Source organism: Microbacterium sp. dk485 (assembly GCF_004570445.1).
GTDB lineage: Bacteria > Actinomycetota > Actinomycetes > Actinomycetales > Microbacteriaceae > Microbacterium > Microbacterium wangchenii.
This window is the reverse complement of the sequence record NZ_SPQW01000002.1, coordinates 467,722-488,303: the sequence shown is the minus strand read 5'-3', so window position 1 is coordinate 488,303 and position 20,582 is coordinate 467,722. Positions and strand designations below refer to the sequence as shown.

At 71.3% G+C, this 20,582-nt stretch carries 20 protein-coding genes; 4 read left to right on the top strand and 16 right to left on the bottom strand.

The features are described 5' to 3' along the window. Positions 1-2 precede the first annotated feature (2 nt). The 3 genes from E4V99_RS13045 to smc are packed head-to-tail and all read right to left on the bottom strand — an operon-like array spanning position 3 to position 4,968. Positions 3-503, bottom strand: a complete 501-nt coding sequence (locus E4V99_RS13045; RefSeq protein WP_135067142.1) for a DUF2004 domain-containing protein — start codon at positions 501-503, stop codon at positions 3-5. A gap of 45 nt (positions 504-548) precedes the next feature. Further along, on the bottom strand, positions 549-1,421 hold the full coding sequence (ftsY, locus tag E4V99_RS13040; RefSeq protein WP_135067145.1) for a signal recognition particle-docking protein FtsY: 873 nt from the start codon (positions 1,419-1,421) through the stop codon (positions 549-551). 22 nt (positions 1,422-1,443) lie between these two features. Then, positions 1,444-4,968 carry a chromosome segregation protein SMC gene (smc, locus tag E4V99_RS13035; protein WP_135117516.1) on the bottom strand — a complete coding sequence of 1,175 codons (3,525 nt, stop codon included), beginning with the start codon at positions 4,966-4,968 and terminating at the stop codon, positions 1,444-1,446. Positions 4,969-5,398: 430 nt separating this feature from the next. On the opposite strand from smc, the gene E4V99_RS13030 reads away from it, so the two are divergent. Together E4V99_RS13030 and E4V99_RS13025 are read left to right on the top strand one after the other, a co-directional pair. Then, on the top strand, positions 5,399-5,695 hold the full coding sequence (locus E4V99_RS13030) for a hypothetical protein (protein WP_135117515.1): 297 nt from the start codon (positions 5,399-5,401) through the stop codon (positions 5,693-5,695). Positions 5,696-5,768: 73 nt separating this feature from the next. After that, complete coding sequence (locus E4V99_RS13025) at positions 5,769-6,866, top strand: GNAT family N-acetyltransferase (protein WP_135067154.1); 1,098 nt, start codon at positions 5,769-5,771, stop codon at positions 6,864-6,866. Here E4V99_RS13025 and mutM read toward each other — a convergent pair. The 6 genes from mutM to E4V99_RS12995 form a co-directional block, all read right to left on the bottom strand. After that, a complete protein-coding gene (gene mutM, locus E4V99_RS13020; protein ID WP_135067157.1) occupies positions 6,824-7,777 on the bottom strand; it encodes a bifunctional DNA-formamidopyrimidine glycosylase/DNA-(apurinic or apyrimidinic site) lyase in 954 nt (317 codons plus the stop codon). The two genes, E4V99_RS13025 and mutM, sit on opposite strands and share 43 nt — an antisense overlap. After that, positions 7,770-8,450 (bottom strand): ribonuclease III, encoded by a 681-nt coding sequence (gene rnc / locus E4V99_RS13015; protein ID WP_135067160.1) that lies wholly within the window; start codon positions 8,448-8,450, stop codon positions 7,770-7,772. The genes mutM and rnc overlap by 8 nt, the downstream gene beginning before the upstream one ends. A 1-nt stretch (position 8,451) precedes the next feature. After that, positions 8,452-8,661 (bottom strand): 50S ribosomal protein L32, encoded by a 210-nt coding sequence (gene rpmF, locus E4V99_RS13010; protein WP_019179169.1) that lies wholly within the window; start codon positions 8,659-8,661, stop codon positions 8,452-8,454. Positions 8,662-8,663: 2 nt separating this feature from the next. Then, positions 8,664-9,164, bottom strand: a complete 501-nt coding sequence (locus E4V99_RS13005; protein WP_135071210.1) for a YceD family protein — start codon at positions 9,162-9,164, stop codon at positions 8,664-8,666. A 102-nt stretch (positions 9,165-9,266) separates the two neighbouring features. Continuing rightward, complete coding sequence (gene coaD, locus E4V99_RS13000) at positions 9,267-9,764, bottom strand: pantetheine-phosphate adenylyltransferase (RefSeq protein ID WP_135067163.1); 498 nt, start codon at positions 9,762-9,764, stop codon at positions 9,267-9,269. A 25-nt stretch (positions 9,765-9,789) separates the two neighbouring features. Then, positions 9,790-11,955, bottom strand: a complete 2,166-nt coding sequence (locus E4V99_RS12995) for an ATP-dependent DNA helicase RecG (RefSeq protein ID WP_135067166.1) — start codon at positions 11,953-11,955, stop codon at positions 9,790-9,792. A gap of 63 nt (positions 11,956-12,018) precedes the next feature. On the opposite strand from E4V99_RS12995, the gene rsmD reads away from it, so the two are divergent. Continuing rightward, a complete protein-coding gene (rsmD, locus tag E4V99_RS12990) occupies positions 12,019-12,603 on the top strand; it encodes a 16S rRNA (guanine(966)-N(2))-methyltransferase RsmD (RefSeq protein ID WP_135117514.1) in 585 nt (194 codons plus the stop codon). Here the strand turns inward: rsmD and thiL are convergent. Further along, positions 12,573-13,556: a thiamine-phosphate kinase gene (gene thiL / locus E4V99_RS12985; protein WP_245233184.1), complete on the bottom strand. Its 984-nt coding sequence runs from the start codon at positions 13,554-13,556 to the stop codon at positions 12,573-12,575. The two genes, rsmD and thiL, sit on opposite strands and share 31 nt — an antisense overlap. Before the next feature lie 35 nt (positions 13,557-13,591). Between thiL and E4V99_RS12980 the strand changes: the two genes are divergently transcribed. Next, the gene (locus E4V99_RS12980) at positions 13,592-14,068 is read left to right on the top strand and encodes a DUF3515 family protein (protein WP_135117512.1); all 477 of its coding nucleotides are present in this window, start codon (positions 13,592-13,594) and stop codon (positions 14,066-14,068) included. Between the two features lie 20 nt (positions 14,069-14,088). Here E4V99_RS12980 and E4V99_RS12975 read toward each other — a convergent pair whose 3' ends face one another. The 6 genes from E4V99_RS12975 to leuC form a co-directional block, all read right to left on the bottom strand. Then, positions 14,089-15,174, bottom strand: coding sequence for a D-alanine--D-alanine ligase family protein (locus E4V99_RS12975; RefSeq protein ID WP_135117511.1), 1,086 nt, complete (start codon positions 15,172-15,174; stop codon positions 14,089-14,091). Beyond that, positions 15,080-16,210 carry an NAD(P)H-dependent glycerol-3-phosphate dehydrogenase gene (locus E4V99_RS12970; protein WP_135117510.1) on the bottom strand — a complete coding sequence of 377 codons (1,131 nt, stop codon included), beginning with the start codon at positions 16,208-16,210 and terminating at the stop codon, positions 15,080-15,082. Before E4V99_RS12970 ends, E4V99_RS12975 begins: the two co-directional genes overlap by 95 nt. After that, positions 16,200-16,961, bottom strand: a complete 762-nt coding sequence (locus E4V99_RS12965; RefSeq protein ID WP_240742661.1) for a lysophospholipid acyltransferase family protein — start codon at positions 16,959-16,961, stop codon at positions 16,200-16,202. The genes E4V99_RS12970 and E4V99_RS12965 overlap by 11 nt, the downstream gene beginning before the upstream one ends. A gap of 2 nt (positions 16,962-16,963) precedes the next feature. Then, positions 16,964-18,331, bottom strand: a complete 1,368-nt coding sequence (gene murA / locus E4V99_RS12960) for a UDP-N-acetylglucosamine 1-carboxyvinyltransferase (protein WP_135067180.1) — start codon at positions 18,329-18,331, stop codon at positions 16,964-16,966. A 63-nt stretch (positions 18,332-18,394) separates the two neighbouring features. After that, positions 18,395-18,991, bottom strand: a complete 597-nt coding sequence (leuD, locus tag E4V99_RS12955; RefSeq protein WP_135067183.1) for a 3-isopropylmalate dehydratase small subunit — start codon at positions 18,989-18,991, stop codon at positions 18,395-18,397. A gap of 1 nt (position 18,992) precedes the next feature. Next, entirely contained in the window at positions 18,993-20,471 is a 1,479-nt protein-coding gene (gene leuC, locus E4V99_RS12950; protein WP_135067186.1) for a 3-isopropylmalate dehydratase large subunit, read from the bottom strand. Positions 20,472-20,582 lie beyond the last annotated feature (111 nt).

The following is a 20,582-nucleotide window of genomic DNA, read 5'->3' as shown; positions in this document are numbered from 1 at the left end:
GGTCAGTCCGCGCTCGTGACCGACTGCACGTGCCCGTCGGAGGCGAGGTTCACCAGCAGCACGTCGTCGGTGGCGTCGGGGTCCAGCGCGTACTCCAGCACCGCGAAGGGCTCGCTGCCGCCGTGCTCGTCGGCGAGGATCGTCATGCTCATCAGCTGCAGGGAGCGGATGACGTCGACCTGCACGTCGCCGGAGACGTCGACCATGAGGTCTTCCAGCTCCTCGCCCAGCACCTGCTGCTGCTGGAGGATGTACTCGATCACCTCGCTCGTGCGGTCATCGAGCTCGGACACCATGGCGTTGCGGGCCGTGCGGTCGATCGCCTCCAGAGACGACACCATCGCCGCGGCGACATCCAACGCCCCCTGCGACACATCGTCCTGGTCGGGAGCGGTCAGGTCGACCGTCACCGTCTGGTCGCCCAGTTCGACGTTCTCGGACCAGAAGATGGATCCGTCCGGGCCCGACTCTAAGAGTCCGAAGAAGTCGTGCTCGATCGCCATGGCCCTATGAAACCAGTCCCTTCGGTAGTGCGGTAGTCGCCGTGGTCAGTCCACGAGCGACGCGGCGAAGACGTGCGGCGTGAAACCGGTCAGGTCGCCGACGCCCTCGCCCTGGCCGAGGAGTTTGACCGGGATGCCGGTGCGCTCCTGAACGGCCAGGATGAACCCGCCCTTGGCCGACCCGTCGAGCTTGGTGATGACGAGGCCGGTGACGCCGGCGTGCTCGAGGAAGGCCTGTGCCTGCATCACACCGTTCTGCCCGGTGGTGGCATCCAGCACGAGCAGCACCTCGCTGATGGGGGCCTGCTTCTCGATCACGCGGCGGATCTTGCCGAGCTCGTCCATGAGCCCGCCCTTGGTGTGCAGGCGCCCTGCGGTGTCGACCAGGACGATCTCGGTGCCGGTCTCCTTCGCGTACGTGATCGTCTGGAAGGCGACGGATGCCGGGTCCTGGCCCTCGTGCTGGGGCCGGACGATCGCCGCTCCCCCGCGTTCGGCCCACGTCGCCAGTTGATCGACGGCGGCGGCGCGGAAGGTGTCGGCGGCCCCCACCACGACCGACCTGCCGTAGCGCTGGAGGAACTTCGCGAACTTGCCGATCGTCGTGGTCTTGCCCACGCCGTTGACCCCCACCACGAGCACGACGGCAGGGCGCTCGGTGAGGCGCAGCGTCGTGTCGAACTTCGCGAAGTGCTCTTCGAGGGTCTCCCGCAGCATCCGCTGGAGGTCGCGCGGATCGGTCGTGCGGAATCGCTCGACCTTCTCCCGCAGCTCATCGACGATGCGTTCGGTGATGTCGGGGCCGAAGTCGGCGGTCAGCAGCGCCGTCTCGAGGTCTTCCCACGTCGTCTCGTCGATCGTGGGCTTGACGAACAGTCCGCGCAGCGCGCGACCGAGCGACCAGGAGTTCTCCGCCATGCCTCCAGCCTACGGGCCGCGGTCAGGCCGACGCGCGATCGCCCACGCGCTGGCCCACGACCGCCGAGACGCCGTCCTGGCGCATCGAGACGCCGTAGAGGGCGTCGGCGATCTCCATCGTGCGCTTCTGGTGCGTGATGACGATGAGCTGGCTGCTCTCGCGCAGGCGTTCGAAGACGCCCAGGAGCCGGCCCAGGTTGGCGTCGTCGAGTGCGGCTTCGACCTCGTCGAGGATGTAGAACGGGCTCGGCCGGGCCTGGAAGATCGACACCAGGAACGCCACCGCAGCCAGTGACCGCTCCCCGCCGGAGAGGAGCGACAGCCGCTCGATCTTCTTTCCGACCGGGCGCACCGACACCTCGATCCCCGTCGTCAGCGGAGAGTCCGGGTCTGTGAGGGTGATGCTGCCGGTGCCACCGGGGAACAGGATGGGGAAGACCTCCGCGAACGCGGCCTTGGTGTCTTCGAAGGCGGCGACGAAGATGGTCTGCATCCGCTCGTCGAGCTCCTCGATGATGGTCATCAGGTCTTTGCGCGTCTGCGTCAGGTCGGCCAGCTGCTCCGTGAGGAAGGCGTGACGCTGCTCGAGGGCGGCGAACTCCTCCAGAGCGAGGGGGTTCACCCGCCCGAGCTGGGAGAGCTTGCGCTCCGCGTCGGCGCGGCGACGTTTCTGGGCGGCGCGGTCGAAGGCGACCAGCGGCGGCTCCTCACCCTCCGGGACCGGCGTATCCGAGGGGATCGGCTGATCGGGACCGTATTCCCGAACGAGAATATCCTCCTCCAGCCCCAACTCCGAGTGCACGCGCTCGAGGAGGCTCGTCACGTGCAGGCGCTTCTCGTGGATCTGCAGCTCCAGGCCGTGCACGTTCTCGGTGAGCGCGCCGAGGCGGTCTCGCAGGGCGGCCTCCTGGCTGCGGGCCTGCGCCAGTTCGGCCGTCACGGCCGTGCGTGCCGACTCGGCCGCGGCCAGGTCCACGCGCGCCTGGCTGACCGAGCGGTCGACGGAGTCCAGCAGCGCGGGGAGCTGGGCCGCCACATCGGCGGCGATCTCCCGTTGCGCCCGCCGCACGACGGCGCGCCGGGCGGCTTCCTCGGCGGCCGCGCGTTCGCGCTCCCGCTGGCGTTCGAGCTGGATGACGCGGGCCTCGCCGGCGCGCACGCGCTCTCGGAGCGTCTCGACCTCCAACCGCGCGCGCATCTCGGTGTCGCGCGCCTCTTCCAGAGCTGCCAGCAGGCCGTCGCGGGCGGACGCGTCGAGGATCGGGCGGGGCGCCTCCAGCGCCCGCTCCAGGGCGCTCCGCGCTGTCCGCTCCGCGGCCTCCGCGTCGGCCACGGCGGCCTGGGCCTGGGCGAGTCCGGCCTGGAGCCGGTCGCATTCAGCGACCGCGGCCTCGTGGCGGACCGTGGCCCGGTTGACCTTCTCCGCGTGCGCGGCCAGCGCGGCGTCCTGCGCGCGCAGGGCGTTCAGCGTCTCACGGGCGCGCTGACGCGCCGCGCCCTGGGCGGCCACCGCGTCCGACAGCGCCTCGCGCAAGGAGTCGGCGATGACCGTGATCTCGGCGAGCCGCTCGGCGGCGGCGTCGCGCTCGGCGGCCAGTTCGAGGCGGGAACGGCCGGCGCCGGAGCCGGCGCGCACGGTGACGGCCGTGACGACCTCGCCGGCCCGCGTGACGATCGTGAACGGACCGGGGGCGTCCTCGAGCTCGGTCAGCGCCGCGCGTGCGGCGGGGAGGTCGTCGGCGACGAGCACCCATGACAGCAGCGCGCGGACTCCCTCCGGGGCCGTCACGACGTCGGCGGCCGGGACGACGCCGGAGATCGCGGGCGGTTGCGACCGGCCGGGCGTGGCCTGTGCGGTGAGGATGTCCACAACCCCCAGGTCGCCGTCGCGCGCGAGCAGCGCCGTGGCGAAGGCGTTGTCCCGCGTGTCGACGAGGAGGCCTTCGGCCAGCGGCCCGAGGGCCGCCGCGATGGCGGCCTCATAGCCGGAGCGGACCTTGACCGCGTCGCTGACGAGCCCGCGGATGCCGGCGCCTCCTCCCGCCACGAGTTCTGCGGCGGCGTTCCGCACATCCAGGGCGCGGCCGAGGGCCGTCGTCTGCGCGGTGAGCGCCTCCCGCTCGCGTTCGGCGGCGTGGAGCCGTTCACGCAGCTCCGCCACGGTCGTCTCCGCCTCGTTGGCCTCGCGCTGCGCGCGTTCGTACGCGGCGGAGTGCTCGGCGGCCGACTCCTCCGGGGCGAACTCGGGCTCGAGCCCCTCCCGCTCGGCTTCGGCTTCCGCGCGACGGACGAGCGCGGCATCCAGCGCCCGCTGCTGACGCTCGACGGCCGATCGCACCGCTGCCAGGGCGGATGCGGCGGCCTCGGCCGTGCCGCGCAGGGCGGTGATGCGCATGTCGTGCTCGGACACCAGGGCGCTCTGTGCGGCGATGTCCACGTCGAGGGCATCGAGTTCGGCGCGGGCGCGGGTGACGCCGCGGGCGGCTTCGGCGGCAGCATCCTGCGCATCGCCCAGTCCGGCGGAGATCTCGTCGATCTCGGCGCGGGCGTCATCGATCATGCCGCGCGAGACGGTGGCGGAGAACCCGGCGGGGTCGTCGTCGTCGGCCGAGAGAAGGGTGAGGCGCTGCCCCGCGAGCGAATAGAGCCCGCGCAGCCGCTCCTGCACCTGCTGAAGGGAGAAGGCCACCCGACGCGCCCGATCGACCGCTTCCGAGCGCTGGTCGTTCTCCAGCCGCTCGATGCGCACCCGCAGGTTCTCGGCCTGGTCCTGCAGGACGACCCGTTCGGTGTGCCGTTCGTTCTCCGCGCGGGCGTGGTCGGCCAGTTGGGTGCGCAGCGCCACGAGTTCGTCGGCGAAGAGGCGGGCCTTGGCATCACGGACGACGGCGGCGATCGTCGCCGCTTCCCGCGCGATCTCGGCCTGGCGACCGAGGGGCTTCAGCTGGCGGCGCAGCTCGCCGGCGAGATCGCTCAGGCGGGTGAGGTTGGTCTCCATCGCCTCGAGCTTGCGAAGGGTCTTCTCCTTGCGCCGCCGGTGCTTGAGGATGCCGGCGGCCTCTTCGATGAATCCGCGCCGGTCCTCCGGCGTGGCCTGCAGCACGCTGTCGAGGCGGCCCTGGCCGATGATGACGTGCATCTCGCGGCCGAGTCCGGAGTCGCTCAGCAGCTCTTGCACGTCCAGCAGGCGACAGGTCTCGCCGTTGATCGCGTACTCGCTCGCGCCGTTGCGGAACAACGTGCGGCTGATCGTGACCTCGGCGTACTCGATGGGCAGCGCGCCGTCGCTGTTGTCGATGGTCAGCTGCACCTCGGCACGGCCGAGGGGTCCTCGCGTGGAGGTGCCGGCGAAGATGACGTCCTCCATCTTGCCGCCGCGCAGGGTCTTGGCGCCCTGCTCCCCCATGACCCAGGCCAGCGCGTCGACGACGTTGGACTTTCCCGAGCCGTTGGGGCCGACGATGCACGTCACACCCGGCTCCAGTGCGAAGGTCGTCGGCTGCGCGAACGACTTGAAGCCCTTGAGCGTGACGCTCTTCAGGTGCATGGATGCGCCTTCCCGGCCGGGTTCCTCACCGGCTCACGGTACCCGAACGCGTCTGGGAACCTTGCGCGGCATGCCGTACCACCGCCCCTGCACCCACCCCGACACGCCCGGGAGAGGGCAGTTCCTGAGAAAACCCTTGACGGCATCGGGTTCCCCGCGCTAGCGTCACAGGTCGCGTCTGAAGTCGAGAGGAGGTCCAGCATGATTCAGCCCACTGCGTATCGCATCGCTCCGATGGGGAACCCGTCCGGGGTCTTCGCTGTGACCGTCTCCTTCTGCGCCACTCCCACAGCCTGCTGAGAGGGCTCCAGGAGAACTCCGCCCTCTTCCGGGCGGAACGGCCTGTGTCCGCCCTTGCGGCTGCGGCCCGCCCGGCGCCGCCCCGCCTCCGCGCGCTTCTCGCCGCGCGCCCCTGCGCCCTCATCGCGCGATGACCTCCACGACTCACGAAAGCCTCCTCATGAACACCCCTCTCGACCTCGCCCGCTCTCGCGACCTCGCCGAGCACGATGTGTTGCACGAACTGCGCTCCCTCGCGCACGACGTGCGCCTCATCGACCGCATGTCGCTGCGTCTGGGACTGTGGCTGCTGCTGCGCGGCACCCGCAGCATCCAGCCCATCCCGGATCGTGACGCCCACACGCGGCGGCGGTCGGCCCTGCGCGCCCGCGAGGCGCGCGAACTGGCCGCCCAGCGAATGGCCGCGCTCCTGCCCACCCGCCCGTGACGACAAGGGTCGGGGCCGTCGCACGGCGGCCCCGACCCGGCACCCCCACCCCCATCCGTGTGAAGGAAACCCGATGAGCACCTCCCCTGCCGGCCTGGAACTGCGCCCCCTCCCCCTCCCTGCCTCCGTGGACGCCGACGATGCGGGCGACTTCGTGGAGATGGTGCGGGTGCGCAACCTCATCTCCACCGAGATCTCCGGCCATGACGACTTCCATCTCGCTCCGCACGAGCTGCTGCCGGCGTACGCGCCGGATCCGAACGAGCGACGGATGCTGTGGGTCGTCGTCCTCGACGGCGAGATGGTCGGGCGGGTCGGCGTGGACATCCCGCTGGAGGAGGGCTCGCGCGTCGCGTACTGGCTCGTGGAGCTGCGCCGCTCGGTGTGGGGCCGCGGCATCGGCACCGCCGCCTCTGAGCTCGTCGAACGCACCGCCCGCGCCCACCGGCGCACAGTGCTGCAGTCGTGGGCGCAGCATCCGGCCTCCGCCGACCCCCGTCTTCCGTCGCCGACCGGATTCGGCAGCGTCCCCCGCGATCACTCGGCGCGCTTCTACCTGCGGCACGGTCATACCCTCGAGCAGGTCGAGCGCATCAGCGCCCTCGATCTGACCGATCCTCGCCTGAACGCCCACCTCCAGGGGCTGCTGGAGCAGGCGACGGTGGCCGCCGAAGGCTACCGCGTCGTGCAGTGGGAGCTGCCGACGCCGCCGGAGTTCGTCGAGGGGTACGCGTGGATGAAGTCGCGCATGATCACCGACGCACCGGCGGCCGGCCTGGAGTTCGACGAGGAGGTGTGGGACGCCGACCGGCTGCGCCGCCACGAGCGGTTCTACCTCGACGCGCGTCGCCGGATGCTGGTGACCGCGGCCCAGCACGTCGACTCCGGCGACATCGTCGCCTTCAACGAGCTCGTCGTGGGAGGCGACGGCACGCAGGCCACGCAGCAGGAGGACACGCTCGTGCTCTCCGAGCACCGCGGCCACCGGCTGGGCATGCTCGTCAAGTGCGCAGCCCTCATCGCGTGGCGGAGCGTCGCGCCCGGCTCCCCGCGCGTGCTGACCACCAATGCCGAGGAGAACCGACCCATGCTCGACATCAACGAGGCGATCGGATTCGTACCCATCGCCTACGAGGGCGGCTGGAAGAAGGTGCTCTCCCCCGGCGAGTGAGCCGGCCGGGGAAGGCGCTGGCAGTGCGGGCAGTAGTGGCTCGAGCGGTTCATGAACGACACCCGGACGATCGGCCGGCCGCACCGCGGGCACGGCTGTCCCGTCCGCCCGTAGGCGTTCAGCGAGTGGGCGAAGTAGCCGGCTTCACCGTTGACGTTGACGTACTGCGCATCGAAGCTCGTGCCGCCCTCGGCCAGTGCCTTCTCCAGCACCGCCCGCACTTCCGCGAGGAGCCGCCGGGCGGAGCGCGTGGACAGGACCTGAGCGGGCGTCTCCGGATGCAGACGCGCCGCCCACAGTGCCTCGTCGGCGTAGATGTTCCCGATGCCGCTGACGGTGGTCTGATCCAGCAGCACCCGCTTGATGCCGGACTTCTTGCCTGCCAGCGCGGCGCGGAAGCCGGCAGCGTCGAACGCGGGGTCCAGCGGGTCGCGCGCGATGTGCGCGGCCTGCGACGGGACCTCCGCCCGCGTGCTTCCCCAGCCGCCGGGCGCACCGTCCGGCGTGGGGACGAGGGCGTCGACCGCGAGGGAGCCGAACGTGCGCTGGTCGGCGAACACGACGGCCAGCTCGCCATGACGGGGCGAATCCACGTCGATGCGCACGCGTTCGTGACGCTCCGCCGGCGCGCCCGCGGCGCGCAGCAGCAGCTGTCCACTCATCCCCAGATGCGCCATGAGGGCCTCGGGCCGCTCCGGCGCCGGGCCGGCCAGCGGCAGCCACAGGAACTTGCCGCGGCGCGCCGCGCCTTCGATGGTCCGGCCGATCAGCGCCGCCTCGAACTCGGATGGGGTGCCGGAGTGACGGGTGAGCGCCCGCTGGTCCAGCACCGTCACGCCGCTGATGCGGGCGTCGGTGACGGCGGGTTCCAGCCCCGCGCGGACGACTTCGACCTCGGGGAGCTCAGGCATGCGCGCTGAGGCGGCGCCACGCGGTGAGAGCCGCGGCCATCTCCGCCTGCTTCTTGCTGGAGCCCTCGCCGGTACCGGCCAGCTCCCCCACCCGCACGGTGGCCGTGAACCGGCGATCGTGGTCGGGGCCGCGCGCGTCGACTTCGTACGCCGGTGCGGGCATGCCTCGGCGCGCCGCGAGTTCCTGCAGGCTCGTCTTGGGGTCCATCGCCGCACCGTAGCGGTCGGGATCGGCCAGAAGAGGCTCGACGAGGCGCAGCACCAGTGCCGTCGCGGCATCCGGACCGGCCGAGAGGTACGTGGCGCCGATGACGGCCTCCATCGTGTCGGCGAGGATCGAATCCTTGTCGCGCCCCCCGGTGAGGTCTTCCCCGCGTCCGAGACGCAGGTGCGCGCCGAGGCCGATCGTCCGTGCGACCTCGGCGAGGGCGACGGTGGACACCACGCTCGCCCGGCGCTTGGCGAGCTCGCCTTCGTCGAGATCCGGATGCTGCGTGAACAGTCGCACGGTCACGGCTTGGCCGAGCACCGAGTCCCCGAGGAACTCGAGGCGCTCGTTGTGCGCGATGCCGCCGTTCTCATACGCGAAGGAACGGTGCGTCAGCGCAAGCGACAGAAGCTCGGGGTCGATGTCGACCCCGAGCTCGTCGGTGAGCGCCTCGCGCTCAGGCACGTCAGACGTCGGCGACCTTGCGGCCCTTGTACTCCAGGAACAGCTCGGTGCCCTGCGAGTCGGTGACCACCTTGGCCTGGTGAGGACGGCTGTACACGACCTTGCCGTTCTCGATCGTCTTGACCAGCGTGGGCGCTTCGGCCTTCCACTGCGCACGGCGCGAACGGGTGTTCGAGCGGGAGACCTTCCGCTTCGGGGGGTTACCTGCCATGTCTAGCTCTTTCCTGTGTTCTCTACGTCGCGGCGCGGTGCGTCGGCGTCGGGCTCTGGGGTGAAATTCTGCAGGGCGGCCCATCGGGGATCGACGGATTCCTGCGGCCGCTCCGTGGTGTTCTCGGTCAGTCGCTCGCCCGTAGCCGGGTCAAGGCCGGGGCAATCCGGCTGACACACCGGCTGGAACGGAAGCGACAGGACGATCGCGTCCCGAACGAGGATCTCCAGATCCACACGGTCGTCGCGAACCTCGAAGTCCTCCGCTTCTTCCCCAGGATACGCGAAAAGCTCCTGAAACTCGACTTCGACCGGCTGAGCGATGTCGGTCAGGCATCGCCCGCACACACCGGAGTAGGTCGCTCCGGCCGTACCGGAGACCAGCATGCCCTCATGGACGGATTCCACGCGGAGGTCGATGTCGATCGGCTCCCCCTCGGGCACCGATACGAGGCCCTCGCCCCATTTGTCGGGTGCGGGGACCTCCAGCTCGAACTCGCGCATCTCGCCGGGGCGGCGCATGATGTCGCGCACGGCCACGGAGAAGGGTCCAGGTCGGTTTCTCACGGTCGTCAATGCTACCCGCGTCCGAGCGGGCGGGATCCCTCAGTCGCGCGCGCCGGTGTCCAGGAACCGCGCGACGGCGGGCGGAACGAACGGCGACACGTCGCCGCCCAGCGCCGCCACCTGGCGCACGAGCGAACTGGACACGAGCGCGTGGGCGGGGTCGGGCAGCAGGAACACCGTCTCGACGTGGGCGAGGTGCCGGTTGACGATCGCCATGGGGGTCTCGTAGGCGACGTCGACCTGCGAGCGGATGCCCTTGACCAGCACGCCCGCTCCGACATCGGTCGCGTAGTCCACGAGCAGCCCCATCGTCCACGACGCCACGACGATCTCTGCGCCGTCGATGCCGCTCTCGGCCACGGACTGCTCCAGCAGGGTGAGCCGCTGGGCGATGGGAAGCATGGCCTCCTTGCCGGGGTTGTGCACCACGAGGACGTGCAGCTCGTCGTACAGCCCGGCGGCCCGGCGGATCACGTCGAGATGTCCCAGGGTGGGCGGATCGAACGATCCGGGCACCACGGCGATCCGACTGTTCATGACCCTCACCCTATCGGGACGGCCCTCACCCCTTCGCCAGCGCGGCGCGCTCCTCCGCGCTCACGCGGCGCTCGATCGCGGCGGCGAGTCCCCGGTGGGCAGCCAGGGCCGGATCCTCGGCGAGGACCACCTCGGCGGCGGCGCGCGCCTGCGTAATGAGGTCGGCGTCGGCGACGACGCGCAGCAGCCGCAGCGAGGAGCGGGCGCCGGACTGCGCCGCTCCCAGCACGTCTCCCTCGCCGCGCAGCTCCAGGTCGACCTCGGCGAGCTCGAACCCGTCGAGGGTGGCGGCGACGGCTTGCACGCGGGCACGGGCGGGGCTCCCCGGCCGCGCCTCGGTGACCAGCAGGCACAGCCCCGGCACTCCCCCGCGGCCGACGCGACCGCGCAGCTGATGCAGCTGCGACACGCCGAACCGGTCCGCTTCGAGGATGACCATCGTCGAGGCGTTGGGCACGTCGACGCCCACCTCGACCACGGTCGTCGCGACGAGCACGTCGATGTCTCCGCGGGCGAAGGCCTGCATCACCGCGTCCTTCTCCTCGGCGGGCATCTTCCCGTGCAGGATCTGCACGCGGATGTCTGCGAACGCCGGATGCCGCGACAGCACGTCGGCCACCTGCACGACGCCCCAGCGCGTGCGCGAGGACTCACCCGCGTCGTCGAGCACCTCCTCGCCGGTGTCGTCCTCCGCGCCGGTCTCGGCGTCGATGGCCGCGCACACCACGAATGCCTGGCGGCCCTGCGCGACCTCCTCGGCCACGCGGTCCCACACCCGCGCGAACCACGCGGGCTTCTCGGCCACCGGCGCCACGAACGTCTGGATGCCGGCGCGCCCGGCCGGCATGGTGCGGATGGTGGAGACGTCGAGGTCGCCGAAGACGGTCATCGCGACGGTGCGCGGGATCGGGGTGGCGGTGAGGACGAGGGTGTGGGGTGCCGTGCCCTTGGCGCGCAGGGCCTCGCGCTGGTCCACGCCGAACCGGTGCTGCTCGTCCACGACGACCAGCCCCAGGTCGGCGAACGTCGTCGAAGAGCTCAGCAGCGCGTGCGTGCCGACGACGATGAGTGCCTGACCCGACGCCACGCGCAGGGCCGCCCGGCGTCGCTCGGCCGCGGGGAGCTGACCGGTCAGCAACGTGGGCATGAGCTCCGGTGCGAGCGTCGGTCCCAGCATCCGTGCGATCGACCGCACGTGCTGGGCGGCGAGCACCTCGGTGGGGGCGATGAGCGCCGACTGGCCGCCGGATTCGGCCACCTGCAGCATCGCGCGCAGTGCCACGAGCGTCTTGCCCGAACCGACCTCGCCCTGCACGAGCCGGTTCATCGGCCACTCGCCGGCCAGGTCGGCGGCGATCCGGTCGCCGACGACGACCTGGTCAGGCGTGCGCTCGAACGGCAGCGCGGCGTCGAAGCGCTCGAGCAGCCCGCCCGGGGCCGCGGAGCGCTGCCGCGCCGACAGCGCACGCACGGCCTGCCGCTGCTGCAGGAGGGCGGCCTGGAGCACGAAGGCCTCGTGCATGCGCAGCGTCGCCACGGCGGGTCCCACCTGCTCCTCCACCTCAGGGCGGTGGATGCGCTCGAGCGCCGTCCGCGCATCCAGGAGTCCGTGGCGGCGTCGCAGGTCGTCCGGCAGCGGATCCTCGACGTCGCCGAGCCCGTCCAGAACGAGCGAGATGGTCTTGTGGATCAGGGGGCTGGGCAGCGAAGCGGTCGCCGGGTAGATCGGGATGGGCAGCTGCGCATAGCTCTCCGCCGTCATGCGGGCGCTCTCGACGTCTTCGAAGAGCTCGTAGTCGGGATGCGTCAGCTGCGTCGCCCCGCGGTACTCGCCCACCTTCCCCGAGAACATGCCGCGTCGCCCCGGCTGCAGGTCTTTCAGGCGCCACGTCTGATTGAAGAACGTCAGCGTCATGCGCCCGTCGCCGTCGCTGATGACGACCTCGAGGATCGACCCCTTGCGGTTCTGCATGCGGCGCTCGCCCGCGCTGACGACTTCCGCGACGATGGTGACCGGCTCCCCGAGCGGGAGGGAGGCGATGGGGGTCAGCTCCCCGCGCTTGGCGTACCGGCGGGGGTAGTGCATGAGCAGATCGCCGACCGTCGTCATGCCGAAGGCGCGCTCGAAGGCCCCCGCGGTCTTGCCGCCGACGGCACCGTCCAGGCGCGAGGCGAGGGAGAGGCCGGGCATGATCCGAGTCTAGGCATGCGCGACGACACCGATTCTCCGCTCATGCCTTTGTAGGCTGAGACGGTGACACGCATCATCGCCGGAGCCGCGGGCGGCACGGTGATCGCCGTCCCCTCCGCCGGTACCCGGCCCACGAGCGACCGTGTGCGCGAGTCGCTGTTCGGTGCGCTGGATGCGGCCGACCTCCTCCACGGCGCACGGGTGGCCGACCTGTACGCCGGCTCCGGCGCGCTGGGACTCGAGGCGGCCAGCCGCGGCGCGGCGGCCGTGGACTTCGTGGAGAAGGCTCCCGAGGCCGCATCCGTCCTGCGCCGCAACGCCGCGCGCGTCGCGCAGTCCGGGCGGCTGTCCGCGCCCCTCCGGGTGCACCGCGCCGCGGTGACGACGTTCCTCACCGCCGCCGCTCGCGGCCCGTACGACCTGGTGTTCCTCGACCCGCCCTACGACCTTCCCGATGCCGACCTGGCCGCCGCCCTCACTGCGCTGGCCGGCCACCTGAGCGAGGACGCCGTGGTGATCGTCGAACGCGCGCGCCGCTCCCCCGAGCCGCCATGGGCGGATGCCGGACTGGAGGCCCTCCGCACGCGGGCCTACGGCGACACCGTTATGTGGTGGGGTCAGCCGCGCCCGGCGTCCCAGTCGCGGTAGGGGTCCCAGCCGCCCCGGCGCTCGTACGCGACGCCGTCCACGGTCAGGGCAGCCGCACCGCGCTCCCGGACCACGCCGATGCGCCGCCCGGCCGAGGTCGTCCCCGGCGGCACGGTCAGCAGCAGCGCGTGGTCCTCGCCACCGGTGAGGGCCGCCGCCGCATCCTCTCCCAGGGTGGAGCGCTCGAGGTCGAGCGTGACACCTGAAGCCTGCGCCATGCGGGTGGCATCCAGTGCGAGCCCGTCTGAGACGTCCATCATCGCCGTCGCTCCCGCCGCGGCGGCATCCGCTCCGGCCGCGACGGGCGGACGGGGTGCGAGCTGGCGGGAGACGGCGTGCGCCGCGTCCGGCGCGAGCGCCCCCAGGGCCGCCGCCGTGACCGGCAGCGGTTCTCCCCCGGGCCCGCTGAAGCGGTCGAAGAGCACCGCGAGGCCGCGGGCCGCGATGCCGAGATCGCCGATCACACGCACCTCGTCGCCCGGCCGCGCACCGCTGCGGCGCACCGGATCGCGTCCGTCGAGGGAGCCCAGTGCGGTGACGGCGATCGTCAGGGTGTCCGACACCGTCAGATCGCCCCCCTCCACAGCGCAGCCGGGCGCCAGCTCGGCGCACGCGGCGGCCAGGCCGTCGGCGAGTCCTTCGACGAAGGCCGCCGGCGTCTCATCCGGAAGCGCGAGAGCGACCAGGAGAGCCGTAGGGCGCGCCCCCATGGCCGCCACATCGGCGAGATTGACCGCTGCCGCCTTCCAGCCCAGCTGGAACGGGGTCGACCACGCGAGGCGGAAGTCCGGACCGTGGACGAGCGTGTCGGTGGTGGCCACCACGCGCCCATCCGGCGCCGCGATCACGGCAGCGTCATCACCGGGACCGACCAGGGCCGCCGAGGCCGGCAGGCGGCTCAGGATGCGGCGGAGGATCTCCGCCTCGCCGGTCGCGCCTACTGTTGCACCCACACGACCCACGCTACCGGGCGGGTTAGCCTGGAGGAGTGATCCGCCCGCGCCGTCTCCTCGCCGCGGCGGCGCTCTCCCTGCTCGCCGCCGCGACCCTGTCCGGCTGCGCGGGGACGGTGTCGCTCCAGCCCGCCGCCAACGCCGGCGACCCCGCGTGCGCGGCGGTGTCGGTGCGCCTCCCCGACCGGGTGTCGGGGCAGGAGCGCCGCTGGACGGACGCCCAGGCCACCGCCGCGTGGGGCAGCCCGACCGCGATCATCCTCACGTGCGGTGTGGAAGAACCCGGCCCCTCCCCCCTGCGCTGCGAGACGGTCGAGGGCGTGGACTGGCTCATCGACGAATCCGAGGCGGCCGACGATCATTACCGGTTCACGACCTTCGGGCGCACCCCCGCGGTGGAGGTCTACCTCGACTACGACGTCGTGCGCAGCGGCGACACCCTCCGCGCGCTCTCGCCGATCCTCAACCCGATCCTGGAGAAGACCGGCTCGGTCTGCACGCCGCGCGTCTGAGCCGGCGCGGGGCCGTTCGATCAGGCGCGCGACAGCCCGTCCTCGATGAGCTCGCTCACCAGCTCCGGGTAGCTCATCCCCGACGCGATCCAGCAGCGCGGGAACATCGAGATGGGCGTGAATCCGGGCATGGTGTTCACTTCGTTGACGAAGAACTCCGTGCCGGTGAAGAAGAAGTCCACGCGGGCCAGGCCTTCCCCACCCAGCGCCTCGAAGGCGCGCGCGGCGATCCGCTGCATCTCGGCCAGTTCGCCGTCGCGCAGGTCGGCCGGGCAGACCAGGTCGATGCCGGGAGCGCCGAGGTACTTGGCCTCGAAATCGTAGAAGTCGCGGCCGCTGACGACGATCTCCCCCGCGACGCTCACGCGGGTCGGGGCACCCTCGCGTCCGGGGAGCACGCCGCACTCCAGCTCCCGCCCGATGACCGCCTGCTCGACCAGGACGACGGAGTCCTCCGCGAACGCCACGTCCAGCGCCGGCTCCAGCTCCTCCCACGCGGAGACCTTGGTCACCCCGACGGAGGACCCCGAGCGGTTCGGCTTGACGAACACGGGCAGGCCCAGGGCCGCGATCCGGCGCTCGGTCTCCTCGCGGTCGCGGGCGAGGTCGGCCCGGGTCAGCGACACCCACGGGACCACGGGGACGCCCGCGGACCGCAGCACGCTCTTGGTCACGTGCTTGTCCATGCCCAGCGCCGACATCAGCACCCCGGCCCCGGCGTAGGGCAGGCCGACCACCTCGAGCATGCCCTGCACGGTGCCGTCCTCGCCGAAGCGGCCGTGGAGGATCGGCAGCACCACGTCGATGTCGCCCAGGGAGCGCTCACCAGACTCGTCCAGCACCGTCAGCTCTCGCGTCGCCGTGGATTCGGGCCAGCGGATGCGGGTGCCGTTGTCGGCGACTTCGGGGAGCGTCGCACCATCCAGCGCGAACTTGTCGGGATCGTCTTCTTCCAGGACGAACGCGCCTTCGCGCGTGATCCCGACCGGGATCACGCGGTAACGCTCACGGTCAATCGCCCGAAGGACGCCGCCCGCCGTCGCGGAACTGATCGAGTGCTCGCTGGATCGACCGCCAAAGAGCACCACGACCACCGGCTTGTCCATTCTGCGTCCTTTCGCCCGTGGGCTTGTCATCATCGGTGGTGAGGTGCGGGGCGATGTCGCGGGGATCCATCGTGCCGTCCAGCACCATCTTCACCTGCTCGACGATGGGCATCTCCACCCCCACTTCGCGGGCCAGCTGGAGCACGGGGGCGACGGAGGCGAGCCCTTCGGCGGTCTGCTGCATCTGCTTGATGACATCGGGCAGCGTCACTCCCTGCCCCAGCAGCCTTCCGGCGGTGTTGTTGCGGCTCAGTGGCGACTGGCAGGTCGCGATGAGGTCGCCCAGACCCGCGAGCCCCTGCAGCGTCTCAGGATGCGCGCCCTGTGCGACGGCGAAGTCGGTCATCTCGACCAGGCCGCGCGTGATGATCGACGCCTTGGTGTTCTCGCCGTAACCGACGCCGTCGACGATGCCGATCGCCACGGCGATGAGGTTCTTCAGCACGCCGCCGAATTCGGTGCCGATGACATCCGTGTTGACGAAGGTGCGGAAGTACCGGTTACGGGCTCGCAGCGCCACGGCCTCGGCCGTGGCCTGACTCGTCGAGGAGATCACCGCCGCCGTGGGCTGCTCGCGCGCGATCTCGAGGGCGAGGTTCGGCCCGGACGCGACGGCGATCCGGGCCGGGTCGCACTCCAGCCCCTCCTCGATCACCTGGCTCATCCGCATCCCGGTGGCCTTCTCCACGCCCTTCATGAGCGAGACGATCGGAGCATCCGAGGCCGCGACGAGCGGGCGCACGGCGGCGAGGTTCTCCCGCAGCGCCTGACTGGGCACGGAGAGGTAGACCTGATCTGCGCCCTCGAGCGCCTCGGCGAGGTGGGATGTCGCCGTCATCTGGTGCGGCAGGTTGATGCCCGGCAGATACTGCGTGTTGCGGTGGGCCTGGCGGATCTCCTCCGCCTGCTCGGGCCGGCGCGACCACATGGTCACGTGCGCGCCGCCGTCGGCGAGCACCTTGCCGAACGTCGTCCCCCAGCTGCCCGCACCGAGCACCGCCACGCGCGGCAGCGGGGCGTCCTGCCTACGGCTCAAGGCGACCCGTCTCCTTCTGCCCGTGCACTGCGGGGTCCCACCGCTCGGCGGGAGCGGGGATGCCGCGCAGCTGCGAGAGCAGATCCGTGATCCGATCCATCACCACCGACGTCGCCTGCATGAGGACAGCCGGTTGCGTGCTGCCCTCCCGGTAGGCGGACAGATCCACGGGGGGCCCGAACACGATACGCACGGGACGGCGCAGGGGCCACAGCCGGGGCTTGCCGTACCGGGGCATGATCTCCTGCACGCCCCAGTGGGCGACCGGGATGATGGGCAGATCACCCGCGAGCGCCAGGCGCACCGCTCCGGTCTTGCCCCGCATGGGCCACAGGTCGGGGTCGCGGGTGAGCGAGCCCTCGGGGTACACGACGACGCCGCGGCCGTGCGCGACGAGCTCCTCGGCGCTGCGGATGGTCTCGCGGGCCGAGGCCCCCGACGCCGTCCGTGCCACCGGCACCATCCCCGTGGCCCGCAGTGCTGCGCCCAGCACCGGGATGCGGAACAGGCTCTCCTTCGTGAGGAACCGCGGCGCCCGGCCCAGCCGCCACACGGCGACCGCCACGACGCACGGGTCGAACTCGGAGAGGTGGTTGGGCGCCAGGATGTACGGCCCCTCCTCAGGGAGGTGCTCCTGGCCGGATATCTCGATCTTGGCGAGCAGGCTGACGGCAGGCTCCACCACGGCCCCCAGGAGCCAGAAGACGCTCGGTCGTGACTTCTCGCGCGACGCGCGACGACGGGATGCCACGGCTATCCGATGACGTCGAAGTCGGCGCCGACCGCGTCGAGCTTGGCGAGGAACTTCTCGTACCCGCGGCGGATGATGCCGATGTTGCGGACCACCGACTCCCCCTCGGCCGCGAGTGCGGCGATCACGTAGCTGTACCCGCCGCGCAGGTCGGGCACCACGACATCCGCGCCGTGCAGAGGCGTCGGGCCCTTGATGACGGCGGCCTGCTCGAGCGAGCGGCGGGGCACGCGGCGGTCGGGGCTGTCGATCCCCTGCGGGTGCACCACGATGTCGGCGCCCATCTGCACGAGGGCGGCGGTGAACCCGAGGCGGTTCTCGTACACCGTCTCGTGCACGACGGAGGTGCCCTCCGCCTGTGTGAGGGCGACGATGAGGGGCTGCTGCCAGTCGGTCATGAAGCCCGGGTGCACGTCGGTCTCCACCATGACGGGCTTGAGGGCGCCGTCGCGGCGGAACCGGATGCCGTCCTCCTGCACGTCGAACCATCCGCCGGCCTTGCGGAACACGTTCAGGAACGTCAGCATCTCCTGCTGCTTGGCCCCGCGGACGAAGATCTCACCGTCGGTGGCCAGGGCGGCGCACGCCCACGACGCGGCCTCGTTGCGGTCGAAGATCGCCCGGTGGTCGTAGCCGCGGAGCGAGTCGACGCCCTCGATGAGGATCACGCGGTTCGGCTCGTAGGAGATGATCGCGCCCATCTTCTGCAGCACGGCGATCAGATCCATGATCTCCGGCTCGATGGCGGCGTTGCGCAGCTCGGTGACGCCCTTGGCCTTGACCGCCGTCAGCAGCACCTGCTCGGTCGCGCCCACGCTCGGGTAGGGCAGCTCGATCTCGGCGCCGTGCAGGCCGTCGGGGGCGGTGATCCGGATGCCCTCGTAGCTCTTGTCCACCACCGCGCCGAACGCGCGCAGCGCATCCATGTGGAAGTTGATCGGCCGGTCGCCGATCCGGCAGCCGCCGAGGTCGGGGATCAGCGCCTCGCCGAGGAGGTGCAACAGCGGTCCGCAGAAGAGGATCGGGATGCGGGAGGCTCCCGCGTACGCGTCGATCTCCTCGAAGTGGGCCGTGGCGGCGCCGCTGGGGTCGAGGTGGATCTCTCCGTTCTCACCGTCCTGGACGCGCACGCCGTGCACCTCCAGCAGGGAGCGCACGATCTGCACGTCGCTGATGTCGGGCACGTCGCGCAGGACGCTGGGGGTCTCGCCGAGGAGCGCTGCCACCATCGCCTTGGTGACGAGGTTCTTCGCTCCCTTGACCTCGACGTCTCCACGCAGCGGGCGGCCCCCGCGGATGGAGAGGACCTCACCGGATTCGCCGGCGGGCCCGGAGTAGGCGGGACCGGCGTCGGGGACGAGTGCTCTCATGCAGGGGACCTCACTTGGTGTTGACGAGGGGATGGCGCCGGCCCGGGTGAGGCCTGACGTGGCTTACCGGACAGGGAGCGTCCGCGGCCGCCATCCCTCGCGGCGCGCCTCGAACTGCGCGATCTTGTCTTCGTTCCGCAGCGTGAGCCCGATGTCATCGAGCCCCTCGAGAAGCCGCCACCTAGTGTAATCGTCGATGTCGAACGCGACCCGGAGATCGCCGATCTCCGCTTCCCGCTTGTCGAGATCCACCGTCATCCGCACCCCCGGTTCGGCGTCGACGGCCGCCCAGATCCGCTCCAGGTCGCCCTCGGTGATGACGCCCGTGACCAGGCCCTGCTTGCCCGCGTTGCCACGGAAGATGTCGGCGAACTTGGGGCTCAGCACGACGCGGAAGCCGTAGTCCCGCAGCGCCCACACGGCGTGCTCGCGGCTGGATCCGGTACCGAAGTCCGCACCGGCGACGAGGATCGACGCGGCCGAGAACGCCGGCTGGTTCAGGATGAAATCGGGGTCCTGCCGCCAGTTGGCGAACAGCGCGTCCTCGAAGCCGGTCTTGGTGACCCGCTTGAGGTAGACCGCGGGGATGATCTGGTCGGTGTCGACCGCGGATCGCTTCAGCGGCGCGACGACACCGGTGTGGGTGACGAACTTCTCCATGTCAGGCCTCCGCCCCGATCGTCGCGGTCTCGTGCAACGGCGCCAGGTCGCTGGGACTGGACAGCGTCCCGCGCACCGCCGTGGCCGCAGCCACCAGCGGCGAGACCAGATGCGTGCGGCCGCCCTTGCCCTGACGGCCCTCGAAGTTGCGGTTCGACGTCGACGCGCACCGCTCGCCGGGGGCGAGCTGGTCGGGGTTCATCCCCAGGCACATGGAGCAGCCGGCGAAACGCCATTCCGCCCCGAACTCCTCGAACACCTTGTCCAGGCCCTCGGCCTCGGCTTCCAGGCGTACGCGCGCCGAGCCCGGGACGACCATGACGCGCACGCCGTCGGCCTTGGTGCGACCGCGGACGATCGAGGCGAAGGCACGGAGGTCTTCGATGCGGCTGTTCGTGCACGAACCCATGAACACCGCATCCACCCGCACGTCCTTCAAGGGAGTCCCGGGGGTCAGATCCATGTACTGCAGCGCCCGCTCGGCGGCGACCTGCTCGGCGGGGTCCGTCATCGCGGCGGGGTCGGGGACGACGTCGCTCAGCGAGACGCCCTGACCGGGGTTGGTGCCCCACGTCACGAACGGCTCCAGCTCCGCGGCATCCAGGAACACCTCGGCGTCGTAGACGGCGCCCTCGTCGCTGGGGAGGGTGCGCCAGTAGGTGACGGCCTCCTCCCAATCCTGGCCCGTCGGCGCGTGCGGGCGCCCCTGCAGGTAGGCGAAGGTCGTCTCGTCCGGGGCGACCATTCCGGCGCGCGCGCCGGCTTCGATCGACATGTTGCAGATCGTCATGCGGCCCTCCATCGAGAGGGCGCGGATGGCGCTGCCGCGGTACTCCAGCACGTACCCCTGCCCACCGTTGGTGCCGATCTTGGCGATCACGGCGAGGATGATGTCCTTCGCCGTCACGCCGGGCTTGAGGTCGCCCTCGACGGTGATGGCCATCGTCTTGAAGGGCTTGAGCGGCAGGGTCTGCGTCGCCAGGACGTGCTCCACCTCGCTCGTGCCGATGCCGAAGGCCATGGCCCCGAAGGCGCCGTGCGTGGAGGTGTGCGAGTCGCCGCACACGACGGTCACGCCGGGCATCGTGAGCCCCAGCTGCGGCCCGACGACGTGGACGATCCCCTGCTCGGCGTCGCCGAGGGAGTGCAGGCGCACCCCGAATTCGGCGGCGTTGCGGCGCAGCGTCTCGATCTGGGTGCGGCTGGTCAGATCCGCGATCGGCTTGTCGATGTCGAGGGTGGGGGTGTTGTGGTCCTCCGTGGCGATGGTGAGGTCCAGGCGCCGCACGGGACGCCCCTCGGCGCGCAGTCCGTCGAAGGCCTGCGGGCTCGTGACCTCATGGACCAGGTGCAGGTCGATGTAGATCAGGTCGGGCTCGCCGTTCTCGCCCTTGACGACGAGGTGGTCGTCCCAGACCTTCTCCGCCAGCGTGCGGGGGCGGTCGGGGATCGACGGGATTTCGGGGTGGGCGGTGCTCATGTGTTCTGCCGTTCTCCTCGGATGGGGATCAAGCCCGCGACGAACTCCGCGACGAGAGAGGCCTGTTACGAGGTCTCGCCGCGGCCGCTAAGGAGAAGGCGAGCGATCCGC